Annotated in this window: 20 protein-coding genes, 2 tRNA genes and 1 pseudogene; 19 read left to right on the top strand and 4 right to left on the bottom strand. The window is 70.7% G+C overall.

Translation table 11 applies throughout. The annotated features are described in order from the left end of the window. The first annotated feature begins 60 nt into the window (after positions 1–60). From gyrA to AB0M43_RS30035, 6 genes are all read left to right on the top strand, one after another. Positions 61–2,523 carry a DNA gyrase subunit A gene (gene gyrA / locus AB0M43_RS30010; protein WP_363729314.1) on the top strand — a complete coding sequence of 821 codons (2,463 nt, stop codon included), beginning with the start codon at positions 61–63 and terminating at the stop codon, positions 2,521–2,523. A gap of 3 nt (positions 2,524–2,526) precedes the next feature. Beyond that, complete coding sequence (locus AB0M43_RS30015) at positions 2,527–3,222, top strand: DUF3566 domain-containing protein (RefSeq protein ID WP_363729141.1); 696 nt, start codon at positions 2,527–2,529, stop codon at positions 3,220–3,222. A gap of 356 nt (positions 3,223–3,578) precedes the next feature. Then, positions 3,579–4,019, top strand: a complete 441-nt coding sequence (locus tag AB0M43_RS30020) for a GNAT family N-acetyltransferase (RefSeq protein WP_363729142.1) — start codon at positions 3,579–3,581, stop codon at positions 4,017–4,019. A 138-nt stretch (positions 4,020–4,157) separates the two neighbouring features. Continuing rightward, positions 4,158–4,231 (top strand) — tRNA-Ile (locus AB0M43_RS30025). Positions 4,232–4,273: 42 nt separating this feature from the next. After that, positions 4,274–4,402 (top strand): DLW-39 family protein, encoded by a 129-nt coding sequence (locus tag AB0M43_RS30030; RefSeq protein ID WP_231398964.1) that lies wholly within the window; start codon positions 4,274–4,276, stop codon positions 4,400–4,402. 36 nt (positions 4,403–4,438) lie between these two features. Beyond that, positions 4,439–4,514, top strand: a tRNA-Ala gene (locus AB0M43_RS30035). Between the two features lie 361 nt (positions 4,515–4,875). Here AB0M43_RS30035 and AB0M43_RS30040 read toward each other — a convergent pair. After that, positions 4,876–6,579, bottom strand: a complete 1,704-nt coding sequence (locus tag AB0M43_RS30040; protein ID WP_363729143.1) for a proline--tRNA ligase — start codon at positions 6,577–6,579, stop codon at positions 4,876–4,878. A gap of 80 nt (positions 6,580–6,659) precedes the next feature. Here AB0M43_RS30040 and AB0M43_RS30045 point away from each other — a divergent pair, with 80 nt between their 5' ends. Next, positions 6,660–7,418: an SGNH/GDSL hydrolase family protein gene (locus tag AB0M43_RS30045; RefSeq protein ID WP_363729144.1), complete on the top strand. Its 759-nt coding sequence runs from the start codon at positions 6,660–6,662 to the stop codon at positions 7,416–7,418. A gap of 73 nt (positions 7,419–7,491) precedes the next feature. Here the strand turns inward: AB0M43_RS30045 and AB0M43_RS30050 are convergent, their stop codons facing one another. Next, positions 7,492–8,283: a maleylpyruvate isomerase family mycothiol-dependent enzyme gene (locus tag AB0M43_RS30050; protein ID WP_363729145.1), complete on the bottom strand. Its 792-nt coding sequence runs from the start codon at positions 8,281–8,283 to the stop codon at positions 7,492–7,494. Positions 8,284–8,340: 57 nt separating this feature from the next. Between AB0M43_RS30050 and AB0M43_RS30055 the strand changes: the two genes are divergently transcribed. From AB0M43_RS30055 to AB0M43_RS30070, 4 genes are all read left to right on the top strand, one after another. Then, on the top strand, positions 8,341–8,898 hold the full coding sequence (locus AB0M43_RS30055) for a VanZ family protein (RefSeq protein WP_363729146.1): 558 nt from the start codon (positions 8,341–8,343) through the stop codon (positions 8,896–8,898). After that, complete coding sequence (locus AB0M43_RS30060; protein WP_363729147.1) at positions 8,877–10,637, top strand: HSP90 family protein; 1,761 nt, start codon at positions 8,877–8,879, stop codon at positions 10,635–10,637. The genes AB0M43_RS30055 and AB0M43_RS30060 overlap by 22 nt, the downstream gene beginning before the upstream one ends. Further along, positions 10,634–13,243, top strand: coding sequence for a tetratricopeptide repeat protein (locus AB0M43_RS30065; RefSeq protein WP_363729148.1), 2,610 nt, complete (start codon positions 10,634–10,636; stop codon positions 13,241–13,243). The genes AB0M43_RS30060 and AB0M43_RS30065 overlap by 4 nt, the downstream gene beginning before the upstream one ends. A 157-nt stretch (positions 13,244–13,400) precedes the next feature. Then, positions 13,401–13,979, top strand: a complete 579-nt coding sequence (locus AB0M43_RS30070; protein ID WP_363729149.1) for a TetR/AcrR family transcriptional regulator — start codon at positions 13,401–13,403, stop codon at positions 13,977–13,979. A gap of 80 nt (positions 13,980–14,059) precedes the next feature. On the opposite strand, the gene AB0M43_RS30075 is transcribed toward AB0M43_RS30070, so the two are convergent. After that, on the bottom strand, positions 14,060–14,371 hold the full coding sequence (locus AB0M43_RS30075; RefSeq protein WP_363729150.1) for a hypothetical protein: 312 nt from the start codon (positions 14,369–14,371) through the stop codon (positions 14,060–14,062). A gap of 77 nt (positions 14,372–14,448) precedes the next feature. Here AB0M43_RS30075 and AB0M43_RS30080 point away from each other — a divergent pair, with 77 nt between their 5' ends. The 8 genes and pseudogenes from AB0M43_RS30080 (at position 14,449) to AB0M43_RS30115 (ending at position 22,621) form a co-directional block, all read left to right on the top strand. After that, entirely contained in the window at positions 14,449–15,774 is a 1,326-nt protein-coding gene (locus AB0M43_RS30080) for a biotin carboxylase N-terminal domain-containing protein (RefSeq protein WP_363729151.1), read from the top strand. Between the two features lie 100 nt (positions 15,775–15,874). Then, positions 15,875–16,765: a hydroxymethylglutaryl-CoA lyase gene (locus AB0M43_RS30085; RefSeq protein ID WP_363729315.1), complete on the top strand. Its 891-nt coding sequence runs from the start codon at positions 15,875–15,877 to the stop codon at positions 16,763–16,765. Positions 16,766–16,855: 90 nt separating this feature from the next. After that, positions 16,856–17,776: a hypothetical protein gene (locus AB0M43_RS30090; RefSeq protein WP_363729152.1), complete on the top strand. Its 921-nt coding sequence runs from the start codon at positions 16,856–16,858 to the stop codon at positions 17,774–17,776. Between the two features lie 181 nt (positions 17,777–17,957). Continuing rightward, positions 17,958–18,425 (top strand): annotated as a pseudogene (locus tag AB0M43_RS30095) (chaplin family protein); the annotation flags it as partial. 3 nt (positions 18,426–18,428) lie between these two features. Then, the gene (locus AB0M43_RS30100) at positions 18,429–19,112 is read left to right on the top strand and encodes a chaplin family protein (protein WP_363729317.1); all 684 of its coding nucleotides are present in this window, start codon (positions 18,429–18,431) and stop codon (positions 19,110–19,112) included. Between the two features lie 332 nt (positions 19,113–19,444). Beyond that, positions 19,445–19,723 carry a chaplin family protein gene (locus AB0M43_RS30105; RefSeq protein WP_363729153.1) on the top strand — a complete coding sequence of 93 codons (279 nt, stop codon included), beginning with the start codon at positions 19,445–19,447 and terminating at the stop codon, positions 19,721–19,723. Positions 19,724–19,884: 161 nt separating this feature from the next. Beyond that, positions 19,885–21,399, top strand: coding sequence for an acyl-CoA carboxylase subunit beta (locus AB0M43_RS30110; RefSeq protein WP_363729154.1), 1,515 nt, complete (start codon positions 19,885–19,887; stop codon positions 21,397–21,399). 73 nt (positions 21,400–21,472) lie between these two features. Then, the gene (locus AB0M43_RS30115; RefSeq protein WP_363729155.1) at positions 21,473–22,621 is read left to right on the top strand and encodes an acyl-CoA dehydrogenase family protein; all 1,149 of its coding nucleotides are present in this window, start codon (positions 21,473–21,475) and stop codon (positions 22,619–22,621) included. A gap of 262 nt (positions 22,622–22,883) precedes the next feature. Here AB0M43_RS30115 and AB0M43_RS30120 read toward each other — a convergent pair whose 3' ends face one another. Further along, positions 22,884–24,266, bottom strand: coding sequence for a PLP-dependent aminotransferase family protein (locus AB0M43_RS30120; RefSeq protein WP_363729156.1), 1,383 nt, complete (start codon positions 24,264–24,266; stop codon positions 22,884–22,886). Positions 24,267–24,292 lie beyond the last annotated feature (26 nt).

The raw sequence follows: 24,292 nt of genomic DNA on the forward strand, positions 1-24,292 counted from the left end.
GCACATACGAGTGAAGGGTTACCTGTGACGGAGACGACCATCCCGCCGGCCGGCGGTGCCATGCCGGAGGAAGGCGATCGGGTCGAGCTGGTCGGCATCGAGGTCGAGATGCAGCGCTCGTTCCTCGACTACGCGATGAGCGTGATCGTGGCCCGTGCGCTGCCGGACGTGCGCGACGGACTCAAGCCGGTCCACCGCAAGATCCTGTACGCGATGTACGACAGCGGCTACCGGCCCGACCGGGGCTTCGTGAAGTGTTCGCGCGTCGTCGGCGACGTGATGGGCCAGTACCACCCGCACGGCGACTCGTCGATCTACGACGCCCTGGTCCGGATGGCCCAGCCCTGGTCCCTGCGGTACCCGCTGATCGACAGCCACGGCAACTTCGGCTCGCCGGGCAACGACCCGCCGGCCGCCATGCGGTACACCGAGGCGAAGCTCGACCCGCTGGCCATGGAGATGCTCCGGGACATCGACGAGGACACGGTCAACTTCGGCCCGAACTACGACGGCCGCGCGACCGAGCCCGAGGTGCTGCCCGCCCGCATCCCGAACCTGCTGGTCAACGGTTCCGAGGGCATCGCCGTCGGTATGGCCACCAAGATCCCGCCGCACAACCTGCGCGAGATCGCCAAGGCCGTGCACTGGTGCCTGGACAACCCGGACGTCGACGAGGCCGAGACCCTCGACGAGCTGATCAAGATCGTCCAGGGGCCGGACTTCCCGACCCACGGGCTGATCGTCGGCCGGCAGGCCATCGAGGACGCGTACCGCACGGGCCGCGGCTCGATCCGGATGCGCGCCGTCGTGGAGGTCGAGGAGGACGCCCGCGGCCGCGCCGTGCTCGTCGTCACCGAACTGCCGTACCAGGTGAACCCGGACAACCTCGCCGAGCGGATCGCCGACCTGATCAAGGACGGCAAGCTCACCGGCATCGCGGACATCCGCGACGAGTCCAGCGGCCGGACCGGCATGCGGATCGTCATCGTCCTCAAGCGGGACGCGGTCGCGAAGGTCGTGCTGAACAACCTGTACAAGCACACCCAGCTGCAGGAGACGTTCGGCGCGAACATGCTGGCCCTGGTCGACGGCGTGCCCCGCACCCTGAACCTGGCCCAGTTCCTCCGGCACTACGTGACCCACCAGCTCGAGGTCATCGTCCGCCGCACCCAGTACCGGCTGCGGAAGGCCGAGGAGCGGGCTCACATCCTGCGCGGCCTCGTCAAGGCGCTCGACGCGCTCGACGAGGTCATCGCGTTGATCCGCCGCTCGATGAGCACCGAGGAGGCCCGCAACGGCCTCATGGAGCTGCTCACCGTCGACGAGATCCAGGCGACGGCGATCCTCGACATGCAGCTCCGCCGCCTCGCGGCCCTGGAGCGGCAGAAGATCATCGACGAGCTCGGCAAGATCGAGCTGGAGATCGCCGACTTCCTGGACATCCTGGCCAAGCCGGAGCGCCAGCGGAAGATCGTCCGCGACGAGCTCACCGAGATCGTCGAGAAGTGGGGCGACGACCGGCGCACCCGGATCGTGCCGTTCGACGGCGAGGTCTCGATGGAGGACCTCATCGCCCGCGAGGACGTCGTCGTGACGATCACCCGGACCGGGTACGCCAAGCGGACCAAGGTCGACCTCTACCGTTCGCAGAAGCGCGGCGGCAAGGGCGTCTCCGGGGCCACCCTGCGCCAGGACGACATCATCAACCACTTCTTCGTGTGCTCCACCCATGACTGGGTGCTGTTCTTCACGAACAAGGGCCGGGTGTACCGGGCGAAGGCGTACGAGCTCCCCGAGGCGTCGCGGACGGCCAAGGGTCAGCACGTGGCCAACCTGCTGGCGTTCCAGCCGGACGAGCAGATCGCCCAGATCATCGAGATCCCGAACTACCAGGTCTCCCCGTACCTGGTGCTGGCGACGAAGGCCGGCCTGGTCAAGAAGACCAAGCTGGAGGACTTCGACTCCAACCGTTCGGGCGGCGTCATCGGGATCAACCTGAAGGACGACGACGAGCTCGTCGCGGCCCAGCTGATCTCCCCGACCGACGACCTGCTGCTGGTGAGCAAGAAGGCGCAGGCCATCCGGTTCGAGGCCACCGACGAGGCGCTCCGGCCGATGGGACGCGCCACGTCGGGTGTCATCGGTATGCGCTTCGGCGAGGGTGACGAGCTACTGTCGATGGAAGTAACTCGGGAGGGAATGGACATTCTCGTAGTTACCGACGGTGGCTTCGCGAAGCGGACCCCCATCGAGGAGTACCCGGTGCAGGGCCGGGGCGGCAAGGGCGTGCTCACCGCCAAGATCACCTCACGCCGGGGTGGCCTTGTCGGAGCCGTCGCCGTCCAGCCGGAGGACGAGCTGTTCGCCATCACGTCGAACGGCGGAGTTATTCGGACTCCGGTGAAGCCCGTGCGCAGGACCCGTGATCGGAACACAATGGGTGTCAAGTTGATGGAACTTCCAGACGGTGTGACGATCGTGGCTGTTGCCCGCAATGCCGACGAGCCGGACGAACAGGAATAGCCGATGACGGAGACACAGGCGAAGAGCTCGGCGTCGACCGGGTCTACGGGGGACCCCGGGGAGGCCGGCGCTGCCGGTCGCGCGGCGGTAGGGCGCGCCACAGTCCCCGGAGAAGCGGCACCCTCGACGGCCAAGTTCACCCGCCCGCCGGGCATGAACCCGCCGCCGGACAGCCTGCCGGCCACCGCCCCCGTGGCGGTGGCCCGGCCGGTCGGGACGGCTCAGGCCGCCCAGCCCGTGCCCACCGGCGCCGCCGGTGCCAAGGGGCCGGTCGCCGAGGCCGTCCGGGCGGCACGGGCCACCGTGTCCGCCGCGGCCTCGCGTGGGCCCAGGCGGGCCCGGCTGCACCTCAAGCGGATCGACCCGTGGTCGGTCATGAAGTTCTCGTTCGCCGTGTCGGTGGTGCTGTTCATCGTCATGGTCGTGGCCACGTCGGTGCTGTACCTGGCGCTGGACGCGATGGGCGTCTTCGACACCCTGAACAAGACCCTCGCCTCGCTGATCGGCTCGACCGGTGGTGAGGCCAAGGGTGGCGCGAGCTTCAAGATCACGGCACTGGGCGTGATCGGTACGTCGGCGGTGCTCGGCGTGGTGAACATGGTGCTGTTCACGGCCCTGTCCACGCTGGGGTCGTTCATCTACAACGTGTGTGCCGACCTGGTCGGTGGAGTGGAGCTGACTCTCTCCGAGAAGGAGTGAGTCGGGGGTACGTTTCGGGAAGGGTCCTCGCCGGGTGGCGGGGGCCCTTTTCGTGTGCCTGGGCGGGCGGGTGACTCCTTGGGGGCTGGCAACGTCAGACGGGGCAGGAGGGGGCTGGCAACGTCAGGTTGGGCAGGGGTGGGGCTGGCGGCGTCACGTGGGACGTGGGGCGGCTGGCAACGTCAGGTGGGGCAGGGGAGGGCTCGGGTGGGTAGGGCGGCCGGTAGGCCTTGGTGGGCGGGGCGCGGGCCGGTCGTCGGTGAGCGGGTCGGCCGGTACCCGTAATCGTCTGGGGGTTCGGGTTGTGACCTTGCTCGGAAACGGGTGCGTAACAGGGGCTGCCTAGCGTCGGGGGCATGGAGATCCAGCCGCGCCCGGCCGACAGCCCCGACGTCGCCGCCCTGGTGGCCGCACAGCAGGCGGAGATCGCCGGACGGTACGCACCAGGGGAGGAGTCCGGCGGCTTCCCCATGGACGCCACAGCCCGGTTTCTGGTCGCCTTCCTCGACGGTGCCCCGGTCGGCTGCGGCGCGATCCAGACCCTGGAGCCGGGGGTGGCCGAGCTGAAGCGGATGTACGTCCGGCCCGAGCACCGTGGACGAGGGCTGTCGCGGCGACTGCTCTCCACATTGGAGGATGCGGCCCGGGCGGAGGGGCACGCGGAGATCCGGCTGGAGACGGGAACCCGGCAGGGCGAGGCGATCGGGCTGTACTCGTCGGCGGGGTACGCGGAGATCCCGTTGTTCGGGCACTACGTCGGGTCGGAGTTCAGCCGGTGCTTCGCCAAGCGGCTCTGAGGACGGGCCGTGCCGATCGGTCGCCGAACAGGCCGCGACCAGCGCGGGAACCCGGGATGACCGGGGCCCGTCGACGGGGGTGGGGTCCCGATTTGAGGGCCGGGAGGGCGTGGGGTAAAGTTTGCTCTCGCGTGTCACGGGGCTATAGCTCAGTCGGTTAGAGCGCAGAGCTGATAACTCTGAGGTCGCTGGTTCGATTCCAGCTAGCCCCACCCAGGATTGAACAACGCTCGATCGCTTAGGGAGCTACCCCGATGCTGAAGAAGATCATCATCATCGCCGGCATCCTCGGGGTCGCCGCGTTCGTCGTCAAGAAGGTCAAGGACGCGAACGACGAGCGCGCCCTGTGGCACGAGGCCACCACCTCGCCCGACCTGCGATAATCAACCCCGGCGCCCGGGGCACCACACGGCCGCCGCGGGGACGTAGCTCAATTGGCAGAGCACTGCCTTTGCAAGGCAGGGGTTAGGGGTTCGATTCCCCTCGTCTCCACCAGTACGAGGCACCAGCAGTACGCCGCACCGCACCAACTCGCATCACGAACCACGCTTACGATCCGTCATCCCGTTATCCACACAGGCTGTGGATAACTCTGTGGATAACCATCAGCACCCTGTGGACAACCACGGGGTGCGATCTTCTGCACACATGTTTATCCACAGGCTGTGGACAACTTCTGGGGACAACGCCCCCTTCGTTACGCCCCACTTTAGGGGGATCTGAGCGCTCCGCGTGGGGGTTTCACGTGAAACAAGCAGCCTCCTGGGGCCAACGGTCCGAAATCAGCCTTCTGTGAAGTACAGCCCCCGGTGTCGGGAGACACCGAGGGCTGTGGACAACGCGAGGCTGTGGATAACTAGAGAAGCCTCACAGCCAGTGACTCCAACGACACGTCCTCGCGGGTGCCCGACCGGCGGTCGCGGAGCTCGACGAAGCCCTCGGCGTACCGGCGGCCGAGCACGACGCACGTCGGCGCGCCCAGGAGTTCCGCGTCGGTGAACGTCACCCCGGCGGACACCCCCTGGCGGTCGTCGACGAGCACGCGCAGGCCCACAGACTCCAACGAGGCAGCCAACTCGAGGGACGCGGCCGTCTGCTCCTTTCCGAGTGCCACGATGTGCACCTGGAACGGGGCCACCTCGCGCCCCCAGCACAGCCCGCGCTCGTCGTGCTGCTGCTCGGCGATGGCGGCCACCACCCGGGACACCCCGATGCCGTACGAGCCCATCTGGATCCGGATCCGCTCGGAGTCCGGGCCCAGGGCGTCGAGCCCGAAGTCGTCGGAGAAGCGGGTACCCAGCGCGAAGATGTGCCCGATCTCGATCCCGCGTTCCATGGCCAGCCCCTCGCCGCAGGTGGGACAGGGGTCCCCGGCCAGGACCGCCGCGGCCTCGATCGTGCCGTCCGGGGTGAAGTCCCGCCCGCAGACCACGTCCACGGCGTGCTGCCCGGCGGCGTTGGCCCCGGTGACCCAGGCGCTGCCGGGCACCACCCGGGGATCCACCAGGTAGCGGACCCCGGTCAGGCCCTGCGGCCCGATGTAGCCGGGCACGAGCTGGGGGTACGCGGCGAAGTCCTCGAACATGGTGACCGTGGCGGGGAAGAGCGCCGCCTCGACCCGCTTCATGTCCACGTCCCGGTCGCCGGGGACGCCGATCACCAGGGGTGTGGTCGTGCCGTCGGTGGCCCGTACCGCCAGGACGACGTTCTTCAGGGTCTGCGCCGCCGTGATGTCGAAGCCGAGGCCCCGCACGACCGTGACCAGGGACTCGATCGTGGGGGTGTCCGGGGTGTCGATCACCCGCAGCGGGCCGGCACCGGGACCCGTGCCGGGCGCCCGGGTCAGCACCGCCTCGACGTTGGCCGCGTAGCCGCACTTCGAGCAGCCCGCGAACGTGTCCTCGCCCACCTCGGAGCGCGCCAGGAACTCCTCCGACCCCGAACCGCCCATCGGACCGGACATCGCGTCGACCACGGTGTAGTCGAGCCCGAACCGGTCGAAGACCCGCTGGTAGGCGGCCCGCTGGGCGGCGTAGGACTCCATGAGCCCGGCCTCGGAGGTGTCGAACGAGTACGCGTCCTTCATCAGGAACTCCCGGCCGCGCAACAGCCCGCCCCGGGGTCGCCGCTCGTCGCGGAACTTGGTGCCGATCTGGAAGAGGGTGACGGGGTAGTCGCGGTACGAGGAGTAGAGGTCCTTCACGAGCAGCGTGAACATCTCCTCATGCGTGGGGCCGAGGACGTACTCCGCCGCGCGCCGGTCCCGGAGCGTGAACATGTCCTCGCCGTACTCGGCGAACCGGCCCGACGTGTCGTACACGTCCCGGGGCAGCATCGCGGGGAAGGACACCTCCTGGGCGCCGGTCGCGGCCATCTCCTCGCGGATCACCCGGGACACCTGGTCGAGCAGCAGCCGACCCAGCGGCAGCCACGTGTAGGAACCCGGGGCGACGCGGCGGACGTACCCCGCGCGCAGCAGCAGACGGTGGCTCGGCACCTCTGCCTCGGCGGGGTTCTCACGGAGCGTGCGCAGGAACAAGGTCGACATTCTGTTCACCATGCCCGCTGAGTATTCGCTGTAAGGAGGGTCATTACCAGCGAGTTAGGCGTTGGGGCCGACCGAGTTGTAAAACTGTCTTCATGCGCTGGTCCAGCTTTGTCGCGGTGGGAGACAGCTTCACCGAGGGGATGGATGACGCCCTGCCCAGCGGGGCGTACCGGGGCTGGGCCGACCTCGTCGCCGCCCGCCTCGCCCAGGAGGGCCCCCTGCGCTACGCCAACCTGGCCGTGCGCGGCAAGAAGTTCGACGCCGTGGTCGACGAGCAGGTCCCGGCGACGCTGCGGATGCGCCCCGACCTGGTCAGCTTCGCGGCCGGCGGCAACGACGTGCTCCGCCGCAAGGTCGACCTGCCCACGTTGATCGAACGGTTCGACGAGATCGTCCGGATGCTGCGGGCCAGCGGGGCGGACGTGCTGCTGTTCCAGTTCGCCGACTTCGGGGCCCGGCTGCCCGGCAAGGCGCTGATGCGGGCCCGGACCCAGACCATGAACGAGGCGGTCCGGGCGGCGGCGAAGCGGCACGGGGCGCACATCGTCGACATGCACGGCGACCGGAGCCTGGACGACCCCCGGCTGTGGAGCATCGACCGGCTGCACCTCAACGCCGCCGGGCACCGCCGGGTCGCCGCCCACGCCCTCGAAGCCCTGGGGGTGCCGCCGGAGCCGGCCTGGCGCGCGGAGCTGCCCCCGGCGGTGCCGGCCCCGTGGCTGACCCGGCGGAAGGCCGACGCGCTGTGGGTGCGCGAGCATCTCGCGCCGTGGATCCAGCGCCGGCTGACGGGGCGGTCGTCCGGGGACGGGCGGCACGCCAAGCGGCCGGAGCTGCTGCCGTTCGACTAGGCGGGCCGGGCGTGCGACTGGGCGGGCCGGGCGTGCGACCGGGCGGACGGCCCGGGGTGTCGCGCCCCTTGCCTCAGGGCGTCACGATCAACGACTGCGCCACCCGCAACCCCAGTTCCACATTCCCCAGGTACGTCACCGGCGCCCGGTTCGCCGGCAGTCGACCGCTGCACAGCCGGGCGAACGTCTCCCAGCTCGTGTTCAGCACCACCGACGCGTGCCCCGTCGACGCCCGCGCCACCCCGAGCCCGTCGGGATCCACCGCGATGTCCGTGTCGAACGACAACTGCCCGGTCACCTCCAGCCGGACCACCTGCCCCGGTTCGGCCCGCGCCTCCCTGGCCACCAGACGGGGCAGGGCGTGCAACAGCTGCGACCGGACCACCCGGGCCGCCGGGGAGTCCAGGTTGCCGGGCCGGCCGACCGCCCGGCGCAGGTCCTGCTCGTGGGTCCAGCAGTCGTAGATCCGGGTGGCGACCGCGTGGTCCACCGGCGCGTCGAAGCCCCACGGGGTCGGGACCTCGTCCGCGCCGTCCTGGGCGGCGAGCTGGGCGGAGCGGCGGTCGTACACCTCCTGGAACTCGGCCAGCAGGGTCGCCGGCGGCACGTCGCGGCGTTGCAGGACGTGCACCTCGGTCCACCGGTCGAAGTCCGTGCGCACGTGGTCCAGGTCCGGCAGGTCGTACTCCGGGCGGTCGCCCAGGACCCACTGTTCCGCGCCGACCAGGTGGGACACGATGTCGCGCACCGACCAGGCCGGGCACTCCGTTCTCCGGTCCCAGTCGGCCGGACTGAACTGGTGGGCGAGTTGCAGGGACGCGCCGTAGGTGTGGCGCCAGGCGTCGGCGTGCTTGGGGGAGGCCATGACATCAGCCTCCCTCCGTCCGCTTGTTCCGACAAGGGTTCCGGGCACACTTGCCGGATGCACCGCACATGGGACACCTGGGGCGAGGTGATCGGGCCCGCGCTGGCCGCGCTGCCGCTCGCCGCGCTCGCCGCCTGGGCGCTGGCCGCGTGGCGGGGCAGCTGGCGCACCGCCCTGTGCGACGTGGCGATGGTCGTCGGCACCGTGCCGTGGGTCTGGATGATCCTCAGCCCCAACGGGTCGGGTCGGTCGCTGTCACTGGTGCCGTTCACCGACCTGCCCGGTCAGATCTTCGGGGGTACGAGCCTGCTGGTCGAGCAGATCGGCGGCAACCTCCTCGTCTTCGCCGCGCTCGGGTTCTGCCTGCCGGTGCGCTGGGCCTGGTTCGGCCGGTGGTGGCGGCTCCTCCTGGTGGGCGCCGCGGCGTCGGTGACCGTGGAGGCGTTGCAGTACGCGCTGTCGATCGGGCGGCACTCCTCCGTAGACGACGTGCTCGTCAACGGGGTCGGCGCGCTGCTCGCCGGGCTCTGTTCGCGGAACTGGTGGCGGAGCAGGCGGGCGAACTTCGCGCGAGGTGGGTACCGTGGTCGCCCGTGGAGCGAACATTCCAGGTAGACCTACGCGGTATCGTCGATTTGCTCAGTCATCACCTCTATTCGAGTCCCCGGGTGTACGTCCGGGAGCTGCTCCAGAACGCCGTCGACGCGGTGACCGCGACCGGGGCGGAGTCGGCTGACATCGAGATCGGCACGGACGGGGCGCGGCTGACGATCTCCGACCCCGGCATCGGCCTGACCGAGGCCCAGGTGCACGAGCTGCTGGCCACCATCGGCCGTAGTTCCAAGCGGGACGAGCTGGGCTTCGCCCGGCACGAGTTCCTCGGCCAGTTCGGGATCGGGCTGTTGTCCGCGTTCCTGGTCGCCGACGAGGTGCGGGTGCTGACCCGGTGCGGGGACGCTCCCACTGTGGAGTGGCTCGGGCGCTCCGACGGTACGTACCAGGTGCGGGTCGTCGCCGAGTCCCGCCCGGAGCCCGGCACCACGGTGACCCTGGCCGCCCGCGCGGGCAGCGAGCAGTGGTTCGAGGCCCCCACGGTCCTGGAGCTCGCGAGGCTCTACGGCTCGATGCTGCCGTTCACGGTGCGGGTCAACGGGGAGCCCGTCTCCGGTGCCGGCCTGCCGTGGGCGGCGGAGGAGCCGGCGATGCGCCGCGCCGACCTGGTCGGGTACGCCCAGGACGTCCTCGGCTTCACGCCCTTCGACGCGATCGAGTTGAAGGTGCCCGGCTCGGGCCTGACCGGGGTGGCCTACGTGTTGCCGTTCCCGGCGAACCTGGCCGACAAGGCCGGTCACCGGGTCTACCTGAAGCGGATGCTGCTCAGCGAGGCCGTCAAGGACCTGCTGCCCGCCTGGGGCTTCTTCGCCCGGTGCGTGATCGACGCGGGGGAGCTGCGGCCCACCGCCAGCCGGGAGGCGCTCTACCAGGACGGGCAGCTGGAGGAGACCCGCGAGGCGCTCGGCGACCAGCTGCGCGGCTGGCTCGTCGGCCTCGCCCAGCGGGACCCCGACCGGCTCGGCGAGTTCCTCAACATCCACCACCTCGGCGTCAAGGCGCTCGCCCTGCACGACGACGAGATGCTCCGGCTGGTCGAGCAGTGGTGGCCGGTGGAGACCAACGTGGGCCGGATGACCCTCGCGGACTTCCGGGGCCGGTACGGGCTGGTGCGCTACACCGCCACCGCCGACGAGTTCCGCCAGCTCGCCGGTGTGGCCGCCGCGCAGGACATCGCCCTCGTCAACGGGGGGTACGTGTACGACGCCCAGCTCATCGAGCGCCTGCCCGCCCTCGAACCGGGCCTGCGGGTCGAACGCCTCGACCCGACGGACCTGGCCACCCGGTTCGAGTCGGTGGAGCCCGGGGTCGAGCTGTCGCTGCGCGCGTTCCTCGGCGCCGCCCAGCGCAGCATGGACAAGCTGGGCTGCGAGGTGGTGCTCCGGACGTTCGAGCCGGCGACCCTGCCCGCGCTGTACCTGCTGGACCGGTCCGCCGCGTTCGCGGCGGAGCTGCGCAACACCCGGGACAAGGCCGACGAGCTGTGGGCGGGGGTGCTCGCCGCGTTCGACAAGCCCGCCGACCAGCGGCCCCAGCTCGTGCTCAACCACCGCAACCCGCTGGTCCGCCGGATCGCGGGCCTCGGCGACTCCGAGCTGGTCGGCCTCTCGGTCGAGTCTCTGTACGGCCAGGCGCTGCTGCTCGGCTACCACCCGATCCGGCCGGCCGACGCCGCGCTGCTGAACCGTTCCTTCCTGGGGCTGCTGAACCAGGCCGTACCGACCGCTGAGGAGACCCCGTGAGTCCTACTGAGGCGCAGTTGCGCGACATGATCAGCGACGCGTGGTCGTTGCCGTACGGCACCGGGCAGATCGCCGCCGTCGAGGAGATCATCCGGCACGCGGACGCCCAGGGGCTCAAGGAGATCCAGTACGCGGCGCGGATCCTGGCCACCGGGGCGTACGTCTACGGCGGCGAGCGGGTCAAGTCGTTCGTGCCGTTCGCGTGGTGTCTGGCGGCGCACGACCGGGGCGAGGGCGACGACGGCCTGACCCACCAGCTGCTGTGGCACATGAAGGACATGGTGTCGGGGCTGACCCAGTTCCCGGAGGTGGAGCTGGAGCGCACCCGGGCCGTGCTCGCCGACATGGAACGCCGCTACCGCGAGGCCAACACCAGCCTGCACCCCGTGCACCACTACCGCTGGGTCCTCGCCCACCACCTCGGGGACGAGGAGGCCGCCGCCGAGCACTTCCGGCAGTGGCAGGCCAGCCCGCGCGGGGAGTTCTCCGACTGCGCCGGGTGCGACCCGACCGCGACGATGACCCATTTCAACCACATCGGCCGGTACGAGGAGTCCGTGGCGCTCGCCACCCCCGTGCTCGCCGGCACCCTGACCTGCCGGGAACAGCCCCAACAGATCCTCACCGGCCTCCTGGAGCCGTACGTGCGCACCGGCAGGCTGGAGGAGGCCCGCGACGCGCACCGCCGCGCGTACCGGGCGATCCAGTTCAACCGGTCCGACCTCGACTCGGTCGGCGACCACCTGGTGTTCTGCGCGCGCACCGGCAACGAGGCGCGCGGCCTGGAGATCCTCGAACGGCACCTGGGCTGGCTGGACGCCCCGGACACCCCGGCCGCCGACATGTGGTTCTGCGCGTCGGCCGGCCTGCTGCTCCGCCGGCTGGACGAGGCCGGGCACGGCGCGACCCCCGTCGGCCGGGCGGAGAAGACGGTCGCCGCGCTGCGCGTCGAACTGACCGACCGGGCGCTGGCCCTGGCGGCCCGGTTCGACGCCCGCAACGGCACCCCGGCCCAGGGCGACCGGGTCCGGGCCCGGCTGGCCGCGGAGCCGCTGGTCGAGCACCTGCCGTTGTCCGCGGTCACCCCGGCGCCGGCGGCGGTCCGGCCCGCCACCCCGGTGGAGGTGGAGCCCGGGTTGAGCCCCGAGGAACTGGTCGAGCGGGCCGAGGACACGTACGACCTGGGCCGGTCGGCGCAGCTGTGGGCCCGGTTCGACGAGGTGTGCCCCGAACCGGAGGGCGCCCTGCGGGCCCGCCGGGTCAACGCGCGCGGCGCCGAGCTGATCGACGCCGACCCCGAGGCGGGTACCGCCGCCTGGCAGGAGGCCGCCGAGCTGTTCGCGGCGGCCGGCGACGAGGTCCGGCACCGGTCCGTACTGGGCCGGCTCGCGCTGCACCGGGCCCGGTCCGGGGACGCGGCGGGGCAGATCCTGGAGTTGTCGGGCGGGGCGGAGTACATCACCCGGCACGGGACGAGCGAGCAGGCCTCCAACGCGCAGTGCCGGCTCGGGCTGGCCCTGCTGTTCGCCGGCCAGCCCGGGGAGGCCTCCGCCGCGTTCGCCCTCGCGCACGAACTGGCCGCCCCGCTGGGCAAGGACGAGCTGACGGCCGTCATCGCGCTGTACTGGTCGCAGACCGAGGCCAACCTGGGCACCGAGGAGGGCCTGCGGTCCGGGGTCGAGCACGCCGGCCGGGCCATCGCCCTGACCACCAGCCCCGAACCGCTCGCCGGGGCCCGCCTGATGCGCGGCAACATGCTGCTGCACCTCGGGGACCCCGACGGGGCCGTCGCCGACTTCCGGGCCGTCATGGCCGGCCTGCCGGGCACCCCGATGGCCGGGGCGGCCGGCATGGAACTGGCCAGCTGCTACCTGAACGCCGGGCGCCCCGACGAGGCCGCGCTGGCCGCCGAGGACGCGGAGCCGCTGCTGGCCCGGTCCGGGGACGTCGACGGGGCGGAGCGGGCCCGGTACATCCTGTCCAAGGCGTACGCGCAGATCGGGCAGGTCGACCAGGCGCTCGCGATCCTGGACGAGCTGATCGACAGCTGCCTGACCAGCGGGAACCTGGCCGGGGAGGCGCAGTTGCGGGAGGAGTCCGGGGAGCACCTGGACACCGTGGACCGGGACGCGGCGGCGGCGGAGAGCTTCGCGGGGGCCGCGGCGGCGTACCAGAAAATGGGTGCTGATCTGGATGAACTCCGGGCCCGGCGCCGGGCCGCGCTGTCCTGGCAGTGGGCCGGCGAACCGGACAAGGCGATCGAGGGGCTGTCCGCCGCCGACGCCGTGGCAGCGAAGGTGCCGACCGACGAGCCGCCGCAGATCTTCGAGCGCGCCATGCTCGGCTTCGACGCGGCCCGGATCCTGGCGAACAACGACCGGCCCGCCGACGCCCTGGACCGGGTCACCCCGGTGGCCGAGGCGCTGGCCGGGATCGGGGCGGTCTACGAGGCGATCACCGCCGACACGATGCGCGGTCGGCTGCTGATCCGGGTGGGACGGCCGGCGGAGGCGGTGCCGGTGCTGGAGGAGGTGCTCAGCGTGCTGCCCGAGGAGGCGCCGCAGCGCGAGCACGTCCGGGAGCTGCTGGCGGAGGCCCGGGGGTAGCCGCCGCCCCGGCCCGCTTCCCCGGGGCGTCGGGCCCGGCCCGCCCCTCGGAGTGGCGGGCCGGGCGCCGGATCGGGGGCTGGGCGAACACTCAGGGTGAGTCCCGGCGGCGGTGCAGGAGTTCCCGGGCTGGTTACCCGCGAGTTACCCTGTGCGGGTGACTGAACGCCTGGCGCTGCCCCGTCGCCGTACCCGCCGCGAAGAGATCCTGGAGATCGCGGTTGAGCTGTTCGCGACCCGGGGGTACCACGGCGTGTCGATGGACGACATCGGCGGCGCGGCCGGGGTGACCGGTCCGGCGCTGTACCACCACTTCGCCGGCAAGGAGGCCATGCTGGCCGCCGCGTTGACTCCGGTGAGTGAGCAACTCCTGGCCGGCGGCCGGGACAGGGTCGCCGAGGGGGGTACGCCGGAGGAGGCGCTCGCCGCGCTGATCGGCTTCCACGTGGAGTTCGCGCTGGAGCACCCGGCCGTGATCGCCGTGCACCTGCACGAGCTGGACCGGCTGCCCCCGGAGCCGCGCCGGGAGATCCGCCGGCTCCAGCGGCTGTACGTCGAGGAGTGGGTCGCCGTGCTGATCAAGCTGCGGCCGGAGCTGGACCCGGCGGAGGCCCGGGTGCTCGCGCACGCGGCGTTCGGGTTGATGAACTCGACGCCGTTCCTGGGCGGGGAGGTCGACCGCGAGCGGCGGTCGGTGCTGTTGCGGGCTTCGGCGTTGGCGGCGCTGCGGGGCTGAGGCCGGGAGCCGGCCCGCCGGGCCGGTGCCGCCAAGCTGGCCCCACCGCGCCCGGCTGAGTCACGCCGGGCCGAGCCGGCCTAGCCCCGCTTGTCCGGATCCCACGCCTGGACGGTCCGCTGCTCGGACGTGTCCGCGTCGTATCTCCGGTGCTGCTGCGGGATCGCCGGCCCGTCTTCCCCCGTGCTCAGCTGCTTCGGGTGCTTCCGGGCCGCCTTCCTCAGCCGGTCGAGATCCTTGGCATAGAGTGCGGTGTATCCGCATTCGAGACAGGCGAGACAGCGCAGGTCGACGACGTGCCGGACGGGCCAGCTGCCGCGGCCGATCGCGACGTCGCCGTAGAGTGGCGCGGATACCCGGGGGCCGCCGCACTCGGGGCAGGGCGAGATCATGTCTTCGGGTATAGCAGGTCGGTAGACCGCTGAGATAACCTAACGATCGTTCAGTCTGTGGTTTTCGGAGGATAAACGTGATCGAGTCGCTGCTGGTCGCCAACCGGGGCGAGATCGCCCGCCGGATCATCCGTACCGCGAAACGGCTCGGGATCCGCGCCATCGCGGTGTACTCGGAGGCCGACGCCGACATGCCGTTCGTGCTGGAGGCCGACGAGGCGGTGCTGATCGGCCCGGCCAGCCCGGCGGAGTCGTACCGCAACGGTGAGGCGGTTCTCACAGCGGCGAAGAAGACCGGCGCGCAGGCGATCCACCCCGGTTACGGCTTCCTGTCCGAGAACGCCGAGTTCGCGAGGAAGGTCGCCGAAGAGGGCCTGATCTGGGTCGGCCCGTCCGGCGACGCGATCACCGCCATGGGCGACAAGATCAACGCGCGGAACCTGATGCAGGCGGCCGGCGTGCCCGTCGCGCCCGGTACGCCGGACCCGGTCGACACCGTGGAGCTCGCGCTCGCGGCCGCCGAGGAGATCGGCTACCCGGTCATGATCAAGGCTTCGGCCGGCGGCGGCGGGATGGGCATGGCCCCGGCGTACGACGCGGCCCAGCTCGGCGTGGAGTACGACAAGGTGCGCGGGTTCGCCGAGCGGATGTTCGGCGACGGCAGCGTCCTCGTGGAGAAGTACTTCCCCCGGATCCGGCACGTCGAGGTGCAGATCCTCGGCCTGGCCGACGGCACGGTCGTCGCGCTCGGCGAGCGGGAGTGCTCCGTGCAGCGCCGCAACCAGAAGCTGGTCGAGGAGTCCCCGTCGCCGGGCATCTCCGCCGAGACCCGTACCCGGATGCTCGCCGCCGCCGTGAAGGCCGGTGAGGCTGTGGACTACCGCAACGCCGGTACCGTGGAATGCCTGCTCGACCCCGCCACCGGTGACTTCTACTTCCTGGAGATGAACACCCGGCTCCAGGTCGAGCACCCGGTCACCGAGGCCGTGTTCGGCATCGACCTGGTCGAGGCGCAGCTCCGGGTGGCCTCGGGCCTGCCGGTGGAGGTGCCGACCACCCCGCACGGGCACGCCATCGAGCTGCGGGTCAACGCCGAGGACCCGAAGCGGTTCCTGCCCGGCCCCGGCGTGGTCAAGGAGTGGATCGAGCCGACCGGTGACGTGCGCGTCGACGCCGGCTACGGGCCGAACACCACGGTCACCCCGTTCTACGACTCGCTGATGGCCAAGGTCATCGTGCACGCCGACACCCGTGAGGCCGCGATCGAGAAGGCCAAGGCCGCCGTCGCCGGGTTCACGATCGTCGGACCGAAGAACAACCTGCCGTTCTTCGCGGAGCTGCTGGAGAACCCCGAGTTCCTCAGCGGCGACTACGACACGGGCATCGTGGGGCGGATGCGCTAGATCACAGGCCGGCCCGGGGCGCACCCGGGCCGGCCGTCCCGCGCCGAGAGACCATGGAGAGCGGGGCTTCGGCCCCGGGCATCAGGGAGGCACAGTGAACCTGCCGAGTCAGGTCTCCATCCGCGAGGTGGGGCCGCGCGACGGCCTGCAGAACGAGGACGTCGTCCCGACCGACGCCAAGGTCCGGCTGCTGGACTCGTTGTCCCGCAACGGGGTCGGGCGGATCGAGGCCGTCAGCTTCGTGCACCCGAAGGCGATCCCGCAGATGGCGGACGCCTCCGAGGTGTGGGCGGCGGCGGCCAGGGCCGAGGGCGTGCGCTACTCCGCGCTCGTGCCCAACTCGAAGGGCGCGGAGCGGGCGCTGGCCGCCGGTTTCACCGAGATCGAGGTCGTGGTCTCGGCGTCCAACACCCACAACCTGAAGAACGTCAACAGGAGTACGGACGAGTCGCTCGACGACATCGCCGGCCTGATCGACCTGCTGCACACCGCGGGCGCGACGGCCGAGGTGATCGTGTCGACGTCCTTCGGCTGCCCGTACGAGGGGGACGTGGACCCCAAGCGGGTGCACGCGATCGTGGACCGGGTGCTCGCCGACGGCGCGGACCGGATCTCCTTCGGGGACACCACGGGCATGGCCACGCCCCGCCGGGTGCTCGAGGTGGTGGACCCGGTGCTCCAGCGGCACGCGGGCACTCCTCTCCTCCTGCACTTCCACAACACCCGGGGCACGGCGCTCGCCAACATCCTCACGGCCCTCCAGTTGGGGGTCACCGAGTACGACGCGGCGATCGGCGGCCTGGGCGGCTGCCCGTACGCGCCGGGGGCCACGGGCAACGTCGCGACCGAGGAGGTCGTGCACATGCTCGAGGACATGGGAATCGACACCGGAATTGATCTCGCGGCACTGATCGAATCCGCGAAACTCGCTCAGGAGATCGTGGGTCGCGAGTTGCCTTCGGGAGTCCTGAAAGCCGGCCCGAGAATCTAATATCTTTTTCCCGAATAACCCGTGACGCCCGAGTTGGCCCCTTCGTTGAGTCAGTAGTTGCGAAAGACCAACGAAGGGGACGATTCAGCGATGACCACGCCGAAGACCGAGCGCGTAGCGCGGTCCTGGCGTGCGCACGCTCTGAAGGCGCTCACCATCGCGGGTTTCGCCGCAACCGCCTGGCTGCTCTCCGGTTCCGCCGCCCAGGCGGACCCCGGTGTCCAGGCCGACGCACTGAACGTCGCGCCGATGACGGAGACCGTCACGGCGCCGCTCGGCGCACCCGACACCGCCAAGGACGCCGGACTGGCACCGGCGAACTCCCAGGTAAAGGCCGCAGTTGAGCCGATCCTGGGTATCGTGCCCAGCATTCTGAGCACGGGATCCGAGGCGGACCGGGCATCTTCCCCCGGCACCACCAACCAGGTGGTGACGGTTCTCGCGCAGACCACGCGGGCTGTGGTCTCGGTCGTCACCGAGACCCCCGCCGAGACGGGTGACTCCTCTCTCCTGGCACCACTTTCCACGCTCACCGCGCCTGTGACGGACATGGTTCGTCCGCTCACGCAGCCGGTGTCGCGGACGCTGGGGCTGGGACTGGACAGGGGCACCGACGACACGCCGCGGTTGGTCATCCCGGCGAACAACGGTCAGGCACCCTCGCCTCTCGAGGCGAGTGCTCGTGCCGTCCGTGGCGGCCCCCCGGCCGCCCCGTGGGAGCGGACGCTCCCCGAGTACGACAGTGCGGCTCGCGACCTGGTCGCAGCTGTCGGCGACGCCACCTCTCCGGTGGCGCCGCGCCCCCTGCCCGCGCCGACGCCATTCGGACCGGGCATGGGCTCGACGGGAAGCACGGGCAGCCTGCCCGGTTCCCAGCAGGACGGTGGCTCTTTCGCCTCGTCTCCTGCCTCCGTCACACACGGTGCCCCGGTTTCCGGAGTGCTGCCTGTGACGTCCTTCATCGGGATCTCGCGGGACTCTGCCGCGGACCCGATGGTCTCGCCTGACTAGTTGACTAGCACTCTGCTCGCGCGGTTCTTCATTCCGCGGTAGGAGACCGTGCGCGCTGGGGCGAGGCTTCTTTTCAAGAAATAGCAAATCTGTTCGCGATTATTCGCGGCCGGATGAATTGCGCACCAATAAAAAGCAAACCAATTTCTCAGTACCTTTATTGAAAGGTTCTACTTCAGTCATGAAGACTTGGATCCGCAAGACCATCAACGTCGGTGTCCTCGCTGCTGGCGCCATCCTGCTGACCGCCGGTGCGGCGTCGGCGGCCCCCGTCGGCGGCGGCCACTCCGCGGCTGGCAAGCCCACCCAGATCGCCCAGCCCGCCCGGCACGGTGGCGGCCACGGTGGCGGCGGTGTCGCGCAGATCTCCTCGGACAACGACGGTGTCCTGAACGGCAACCAGGTTTACATCCCGGTGCAGGTGCCGGTCAACGTCTGTGGCAACGGCGTGGGCGTCGTCGGCGTGGGCGTCGGCCTCGCGGGCTGCTCCAACGGCGCGCAGAACAACGTCGACACCGAGTCGGCCCGCACCGAGGGTGCCGGCGTCGCGCAGGTCTCGCACGACAACGACGGTGTCCTCAACGGCAACCAGGTGTACGTGCCCGTGCAGGTCCCGGTCAACGTCTGCGGCAACGGCGTGAGCGTCCTGCTGGTGGCCGGCATCGGCATCGGCTCCTGCTCCAACGGCGCGGTCGACAACGTCGACAGCGGCGACCACAACGGCGGCCCGGACTACAAGCACAGCAAGGAGGCCGGCGCGACCGACGCTCTGCCCTTCGCGATGCCGGGCGGCGACGGCAACATGCTCGGCAAGCTCCCGCTGGCGGGTGCCCTGGGCAACCTGACCCCGGGCAGCAACGCTGTGAACGTGGGCGGCCTGGACGCGGGCAACCTGCTGAGCAACGCGGGCGGCAGCGTTGCGCCGACCGAGGCTGCCAAGGACAAGAAGGCCAAGAAGGCCACCAAGGCCCCGGCCGCCCCGAAGATGAACACCCAGGTGTCGCAGATGGCCAGCATCCTGCAGCCGGCTCCGGCCGCGCCGAAGGCCGCTGCCCCGCAGGTCGCCCCCGCGCCCCGCTACGACGGTGGCGACCACGGTGGCGCCGGCGTCCTGCAGCTCTCGGACGACAACGACGGTGTCGCGAACGGCAACCAGGTCTACGTGCCGGTCCAGATCCCGGTCAACGTGTGTGGCAACGGCGTGGGCGTCGTCGGCGTCGGCCTCGGCATCGCGGGCTGCTCCAACGGCGCGGTCGACAACGCGCAGGAGTCGGCCGGCCTGACCGAGGGCAACTTCCTCGCCGAGACGGTCACCGCCACCCGCGAGCTGTTCTAAGCACCACCGAGTTCCTTCTGAGCACGTGGCAATGAGCATCTAGCACTGAGCACGTAGTTCCCGGCGGGCCGGTCCGCGCTGGCCCGCCGGGAACCAGAAACTTCTTCGCTTGAGCACGACCCTTGTGTACGACCCTCAGCAGACTCGCGAAGCCGCGCCGCCAGCACGGTAGACGTGTATCGATAAATTCGGGTGCAAGGCCCCAAATTGGGGCCTTGCACCTTTTTTAACTTTTTACGGATATCACAGACTTTCAGGTCATGTATGTGTAAAGTTCCCCTGGTAAGCGAGGTCCCTCAGTAGTTCTGTCCTCCGAGAAAGGCATCTCTCTCATGAAGCCGTGGATCACCAAGAGCATCAGCGTGGGCATGCTGGCCGCCGCCATCGTGGCCGGCGGCGCGACGCAGGCCTCCGCTGCCGTCGTGACCGAGGGCGCTGGCGTCCACCAGGTCTCGATCGACAACGACGGCGTCCTGAACGGCAACCAGATCTACGCCGTGGTTCAGGTCCCGATCAACGTCTGTGGCATCGGCGTTGGCGCGGTCATCGGCATCGGTGCCGGCGTCGCCTCCTGCAACAACGGCGCGTGGAACAACGTCGACGCCGGCTAGCCTGGCCCTCTTCGCCAGCTAATTTGTCCCTCACTGCCGGGTAACCAGCCCCGGTCGCACGTCGAAGGCGGGTCTCCTCGGAGGCCCGCCTTCTTGCGTGGGCGCGGCTTCTTGCGTTTGGCTGTAGGCTGACCTAACGATCGTTTAGGAGGGCGGCAGCGGTGGAAGGTCTGGAGCATCTGCGGAAGCGGATCCAGGCGGGCGGCGCGGAGAAGTACCACGCGGCGAACGCGGCGAAGGGCAAGCTCTTCGCGCGGGAGCGGGTCGCCCTGCTGGTGGACGAGGGCAGCTTCGTCGAGGACGGGATGTACGCGAACGCGCTGGCCGAGGGCCTGCCCGCCGACGGTGTCATCACCGGCTCGGCGAGGGTGGACGGCCGGCCGGTGTGTCTGATGGCCAACGACTCGACGGTCAAGGCGGGCTCCTGGGGCGCGCGTACCGTGGAGAAGATCATCCGGATCATCGAGCGGGCGTACCAGACCGGGGTCCCGATGGTCTACCTCGTCGACTCGGCGGGCGCGCGGATCACCGACCAGGTGGACCTGTTCCCGGGCCGGCGCGGCGCGGGGAAGATCTTCTACAACCAGGTCAAGGCGTCGGGTTCGATCCCGCAGGCGTGCGCGCTGTTCGGGCCGAGCGCGGCCGGTGGGGCCTACATCCCCGCGTTCTGCGACGTGGTGGCGATGGTCGACGGCAACGCCTCGATGTACCTGGGCTCGGACCGCATGGTCGAGATGGTCACCGGCGAGAAGACCACCCTGGAGGCCATGGGCGGCGCGTCGGTGCACTGCAAGGAGTCGGGGGTGGGCCACTTCCTGTGCAAGACGGAGGAGGCCGCGATCCAGACGATCCGCGAGTACCTGTCCTACCTCCCGTCGAACTGGGAGCAGGCCCCGCCGGTCGCCGAGCCGGTCGCGTCCAGCGGCGTCGACCTGGCCGCGATGGTGCCGCCGAGCGAGCGCCAGGCGTTCGACATGCGCCGGTACGTGAAGGGCATCGTCGACGAGGGCACGTTCTTCGAGATCCACGCGCTGTGGGCCAAGGAGCTGACCATCGGCTTCGCCCGGCTCAACGGCGAGGTGATCGGCGTCGTCGCGAACAACTCGATGTTCAAGGGCGGCGTGCTGTTCATCGACTCGGCCGACAAGGCCAGCCGGTTCGTGCAGCTCTGCGACGCGTTCAACGTGCCGCTGCTGTTCCTGTCCGACGTGCCCGGCTTCATGGTCGGTTCCGTGGTCGAGCGGCAGGGCATCATCCGGCACGGCGCGAAGATGATCACCGCGATCAGCGAGGCCACGGTCCCGAAGATCTGCGTCGTCGTCCGCAAGGCGTACGGGGCGGGGCTGTACGCCATGGCCGGCCCCGGCTTCGAGCCCGAGGCGACCATCGCGCTGCCCACCGCCAAGATCGCGGTGATGGGCGCGGAGGCCGCCGTGAACGCGGTGTACGCGAACAAGATCGCGGCCCTCCCCGAGGAGGAGCGCGACCAGTTCGTGGCGGACCGCCGCCGGGAGTACGACGAGGACATCGACGTCGTGCGCCTCGCCAGCGAGCTGGTCATCGACACGATCGTGGAACCGGCCGACCTGCGGGGCGAGCTGATCCGCCGGTACGCGGCGGCCCGCACCAAGGACCGCTCCTTCTCCCGTCGCCGACACGGCGTCACCCCGGTCTAGGGCGCGACCCGCCCTCCCACCAGCCCAGCCGCCCGGCGGACCCCGGTCGCGGCCACGCCATGAGGAGTACACAATGGACTTCAAGCTCAGTGACGAGCACGAGGCCCTCCGCCAGAGTGTCCGCGAGTTCGCCGAGAAGGAGATCGCCCCGGTCATCGGGGACTACTACGAGCGGCACGCGTTCCCGTACGAGATCATCGCCAAGATGGGCGAGATGGGCCTGTTCGGCCTGCCGTTCCCCGAAGAGGTCGGCGGCATGGGCGGCGACTACCTCGCCCTCTGCCTCGCCCTGGAGGAGCTGGCCCGGGTCGACTCCAGTGTCGCGATCACCCTGGAGGCCGCGATCGGCCTGGGCGCGATGCCGATCTACCGGTTCGGCACCGAGGAGCAGAAGAAGACCTGGCTGCCCGACCTGCTGTCCGGCAAGCGGCTCGCCGGTTTCGGGCTGACCGAGCCCGGCTTCGGCTCCGACGCGGGCGGCACGGCCACCCGGGCGGAGCTCGACGGCGACGAGTGGGTGATCAACGGCTCGAAGGCGTTCATCACCAACTCGGGTACGGACATCACGTGCCTGGTCACGGTCACGGCCGTCACCGGGGTCGACGCGAACGGCAAGAAGGAGATCTCCTCCATCATCGTGCCGTCGGGGACGCCCGGGTTCACCGTGGCCCCCGGGTACTCGAAGGTGGGTTGGAACGCCTCCGACACCCACGAGCTGACGTTCGACAACGTGCGGGTGCCGGCGTCGAACCTGGTCGGCGAGCGGGGCCGGGGCTACGCGCAGTTCCTCCGGATCCTCGACGAGGGCCGGATCGCGATCTCGGCGCTGGCCGTCGGGCTGGCGCAGGGCTGCGTGGACGAGTCGGTCAAGTACGCCAAGCAGCGGCACGCGTTCGGGCAGCCGATCGCGAACTTCCAGGCGATCCAGTTCAAGATCGCGGACATGGAGCTGCGCGCGCACACCGGCCGGCTGGCCTACTACGACGCGGCCGCCCGGATGCTCGCCGGCGAGCCGTTCAAGCGCCAGGCCGCGATCGCGAAGCTCTACTCGTCCGAGGCCGCGGTGACCAGCGCCCGTGAGGCGACCCAGATCCACGGCGGCTACGGCTTCATGAACGAGTTCCCCGTCGCCCGGTTCTGGCGGGACTCGAAGATCCTGGAGATCGGCGAGGGCACCAGTGAGGTGCAGCGGATGCTGATCGCGCGGGACCTGCTGGCCTGATGATCGACGCGGCGGCCCGCTTCCTGGGCCGCCGCACCACCTTTGACGGGTACCGGGCCACGCGCGGCCGATCGTCGGGCCGGCGAGATTCCGGCACCGTGACCCGGCACGCCTGCGAGTCCCGGCCGCCTGTCTCGCGCCAGGTGCACGTCACTCCGCGCCTCGGTCGACGGCGCCCGGTCGAGGGCACCCGCCGTGCCCCGACACGGCTCCGCAGGCCCGAAGCGCCCGGTGGAACCAGGCATGGAGCGCCCCGTCGGAGCTAGAGCCGCCCGACCGAGTCCGCGATGGCTGCCGCTGCGGCCCGTAGCCTGCCGGCACTGACATTCCCGTAACCGATGACCAGGCCCGGAAAGGGTGCCGTCGTCATCGCGTAGGCCGACAGCGGCGCCAGCAGGATCCCGTCGTCGGCCAACCGGTCCGCCAACTCCCGGTCGTTCGTGCCGGGCGGCAGCCGCAGCACCACGTGCAGGCCGGCCGCGATGCCGATCGGCTGCCACTCCGGGACGCGGGCCGCCAGTTCGGACAGCAGGGCGTCGCGGCGTTGCCGGTAGAGGCGCCGGGTGCTGCGCAGGTGCCGGTCGTAGCCGCCCGATCGGAGCAGTTCGGCGAAGCCGGCCTGTTCGAGGACCCCGTTGCCCCGGTCGTGCAGCCGCTTGCTCTCCACGATCGGCGCCCGGTGTCTCCCCGCCAGGACGAGCCAGCCGAGCCGGAGACCCGGGGCGAGCGTCTTGCTCGTCGTACCGAGGTAGGCGACCCGGTCGGGGGCGAGCGCCTGGAGGGCCGCGTGCGCCGGGCGGTCGTAGCGGTGCTCCGCGTCGTAGTCGTCCTCGATGATCGTGCCGTCCACGGTGCCGGCCCACTTCACCAGGGCCCGCCGGCGCCGGGGGCTGAGCGCCACGCCCAGCGGGTACTGGTGCGCGGACGTGACCACCACGGCCCGGCATCCGGTACCCATCAGGTCGGCGACCCTCAGGCCCTCGTCGTCGACCCGGACCGGCACCGGTCGGAGCCCGTGCTCGATGATCAGTTCGAGTTGGCCCGGGTAGCTGGGATCCTCCACGGCGAGCTCCGTGTGGCCGGCCTGCCGCAGCGAACGGACCAGGAGCGCCAGCCCCTCCGCCGAGCCGTGCGTGACCACCACGTCCTCGGGTCGGACGGCCATCGCGCGGACCCGGGCCAGGTAGCCGGCGAGTTCGCCGCGCAGTGCCGGCAACCCGGCGGCCTCCGGGTAGCCCAGGTCGTGGTCGGACAGGCCGTTGAGGGCGGCCCGGCAGGCGGAGCTCCACGCGGTCCTGGGGAACGCGCCGAGCGCCGGCATCCCGGTCCGCAGCTCGTGCTCCCAGCGCACCGGTCGCGCGGCGGTCGGCTCGACGGTGGCGGAGGTGGCGGCGGAGGCGAGGGCGATCCGGGTGCCCGAGCCGCGCCGGGCCTCCAGGTACCCCTCGGCGGCGAGCTGGTCGTAGGCGGCGGTGACGGTGCCCCTGGCGATGCCGAGCTGACCGGCGAGGTCCCGGGTGGAGGGCAGCCGCATGCCCGCGGGCAGGTGCCCGGCGCGGATCGCCTCCCGCAGGGCGCGCTCCAGGCCCCGGGGGCCGGCGGTGGGCAGCAGCAGTTCCCGGAAAGTGGACCAGTTTTCCTTCATCGAAGTGGAGTTTACTTTCGGTCCAC

Source organism: Longispora sp. NPDC051575, from assembly GCF_040681875.1.
Classification (GTDB): domain Bacteria; phylum Actinomycetota; class Actinomycetes; order Mycobacteriales; family Micromonosporaceae; genus Longispora.

Coding starts and splice junctions, on each gene's coding strand:
- AB0M43_RS30030 (WP_231398964.1), top strand. CDS start 4,274: ATGCTGAAGAAGATCATCATCATCGCCGGCATCCTCGGGGTCGCCGCG.
- AB0M43_RS30050 (WP_363729145.1), bottom strand. CDS start 8,283: ATGGCCTCCCCCAAGCACGCCGACGCCTGGCGCCACACCTACGGCGCG.
- AB0M43_RS30045 (WP_363729144.1), top strand. CDS start 6,660: ATGCGCTGGTCCAGCTTTGTCGCGGTGGGAGACAGCTTCACCGAGGGG.
- AB0M43_RS30055 (WP_363729146.1), top strand. CDS start 8,341: ATGCACCGCACATGGGACACCTGGGGCGAGGTGATCGGGCCCGCGCTG.
- AB0M43_RS30120 (WP_363729156.1), bottom strand. CDS start 24,266: ATGAAGGAAAACTGGTCCACTTTCCGGGAACTGCTGCTGCCCACCGCC.
- AB0M43_RS30075 (WP_363729150.1), bottom strand. CDS start 14,371: ATGATCTCGCCCTGCCCCGAGTGCGGCGGCCCCCGGGTATCCGCGCCA.
- AB0M43_RS30020 (WP_363729142.1), top strand. CDS start 3,579: ATGGAGATCCAGCCGCGCCCGGCCGACAGCCCCGACGTCGCCGCCCTG.
- AB0M43_RS30040 (WP_363729143.1), bottom strand. CDS start 6,579: ATGGTGAACAGAATGTCGACCTTGTTCCTGCGCACGCTCCGTGAGAAC.
- AB0M43_RS30015 (WP_363729141.1), top strand. CDS start 2,527: ATGACGGAGACACAGGCGAAGAGCTCGGCGTCGACCGGGTCTACGGGG.
- gyrA (WP_363729314.1), top strand. CDS start 61: ATGCCGGAGGAAGGCGATCGGGTCGAGCTGGTCGGCATCGAGGTCGAG.
- AB0M43_RS30115 (WP_363729155.1), top strand. CDS start 21,473: ATGGACTTCAAGCTCAGTGACGAGCACGAGGCCCTCCGCCAGAGTGTC.
- AB0M43_RS30105 (WP_363729153.1), top strand. CDS start 19,445: ATGAAGCCGTGGATCACCAAGAGCATCAGCGTGGGCATGCTGGCCGCC.
- AB0M43_RS30090 (WP_363729152.1), top strand. CDS start 16,856: ATGACCACGCCGAAGACCGAGCGCGTAGCGCGGTCCTGGCGTGCGCAC.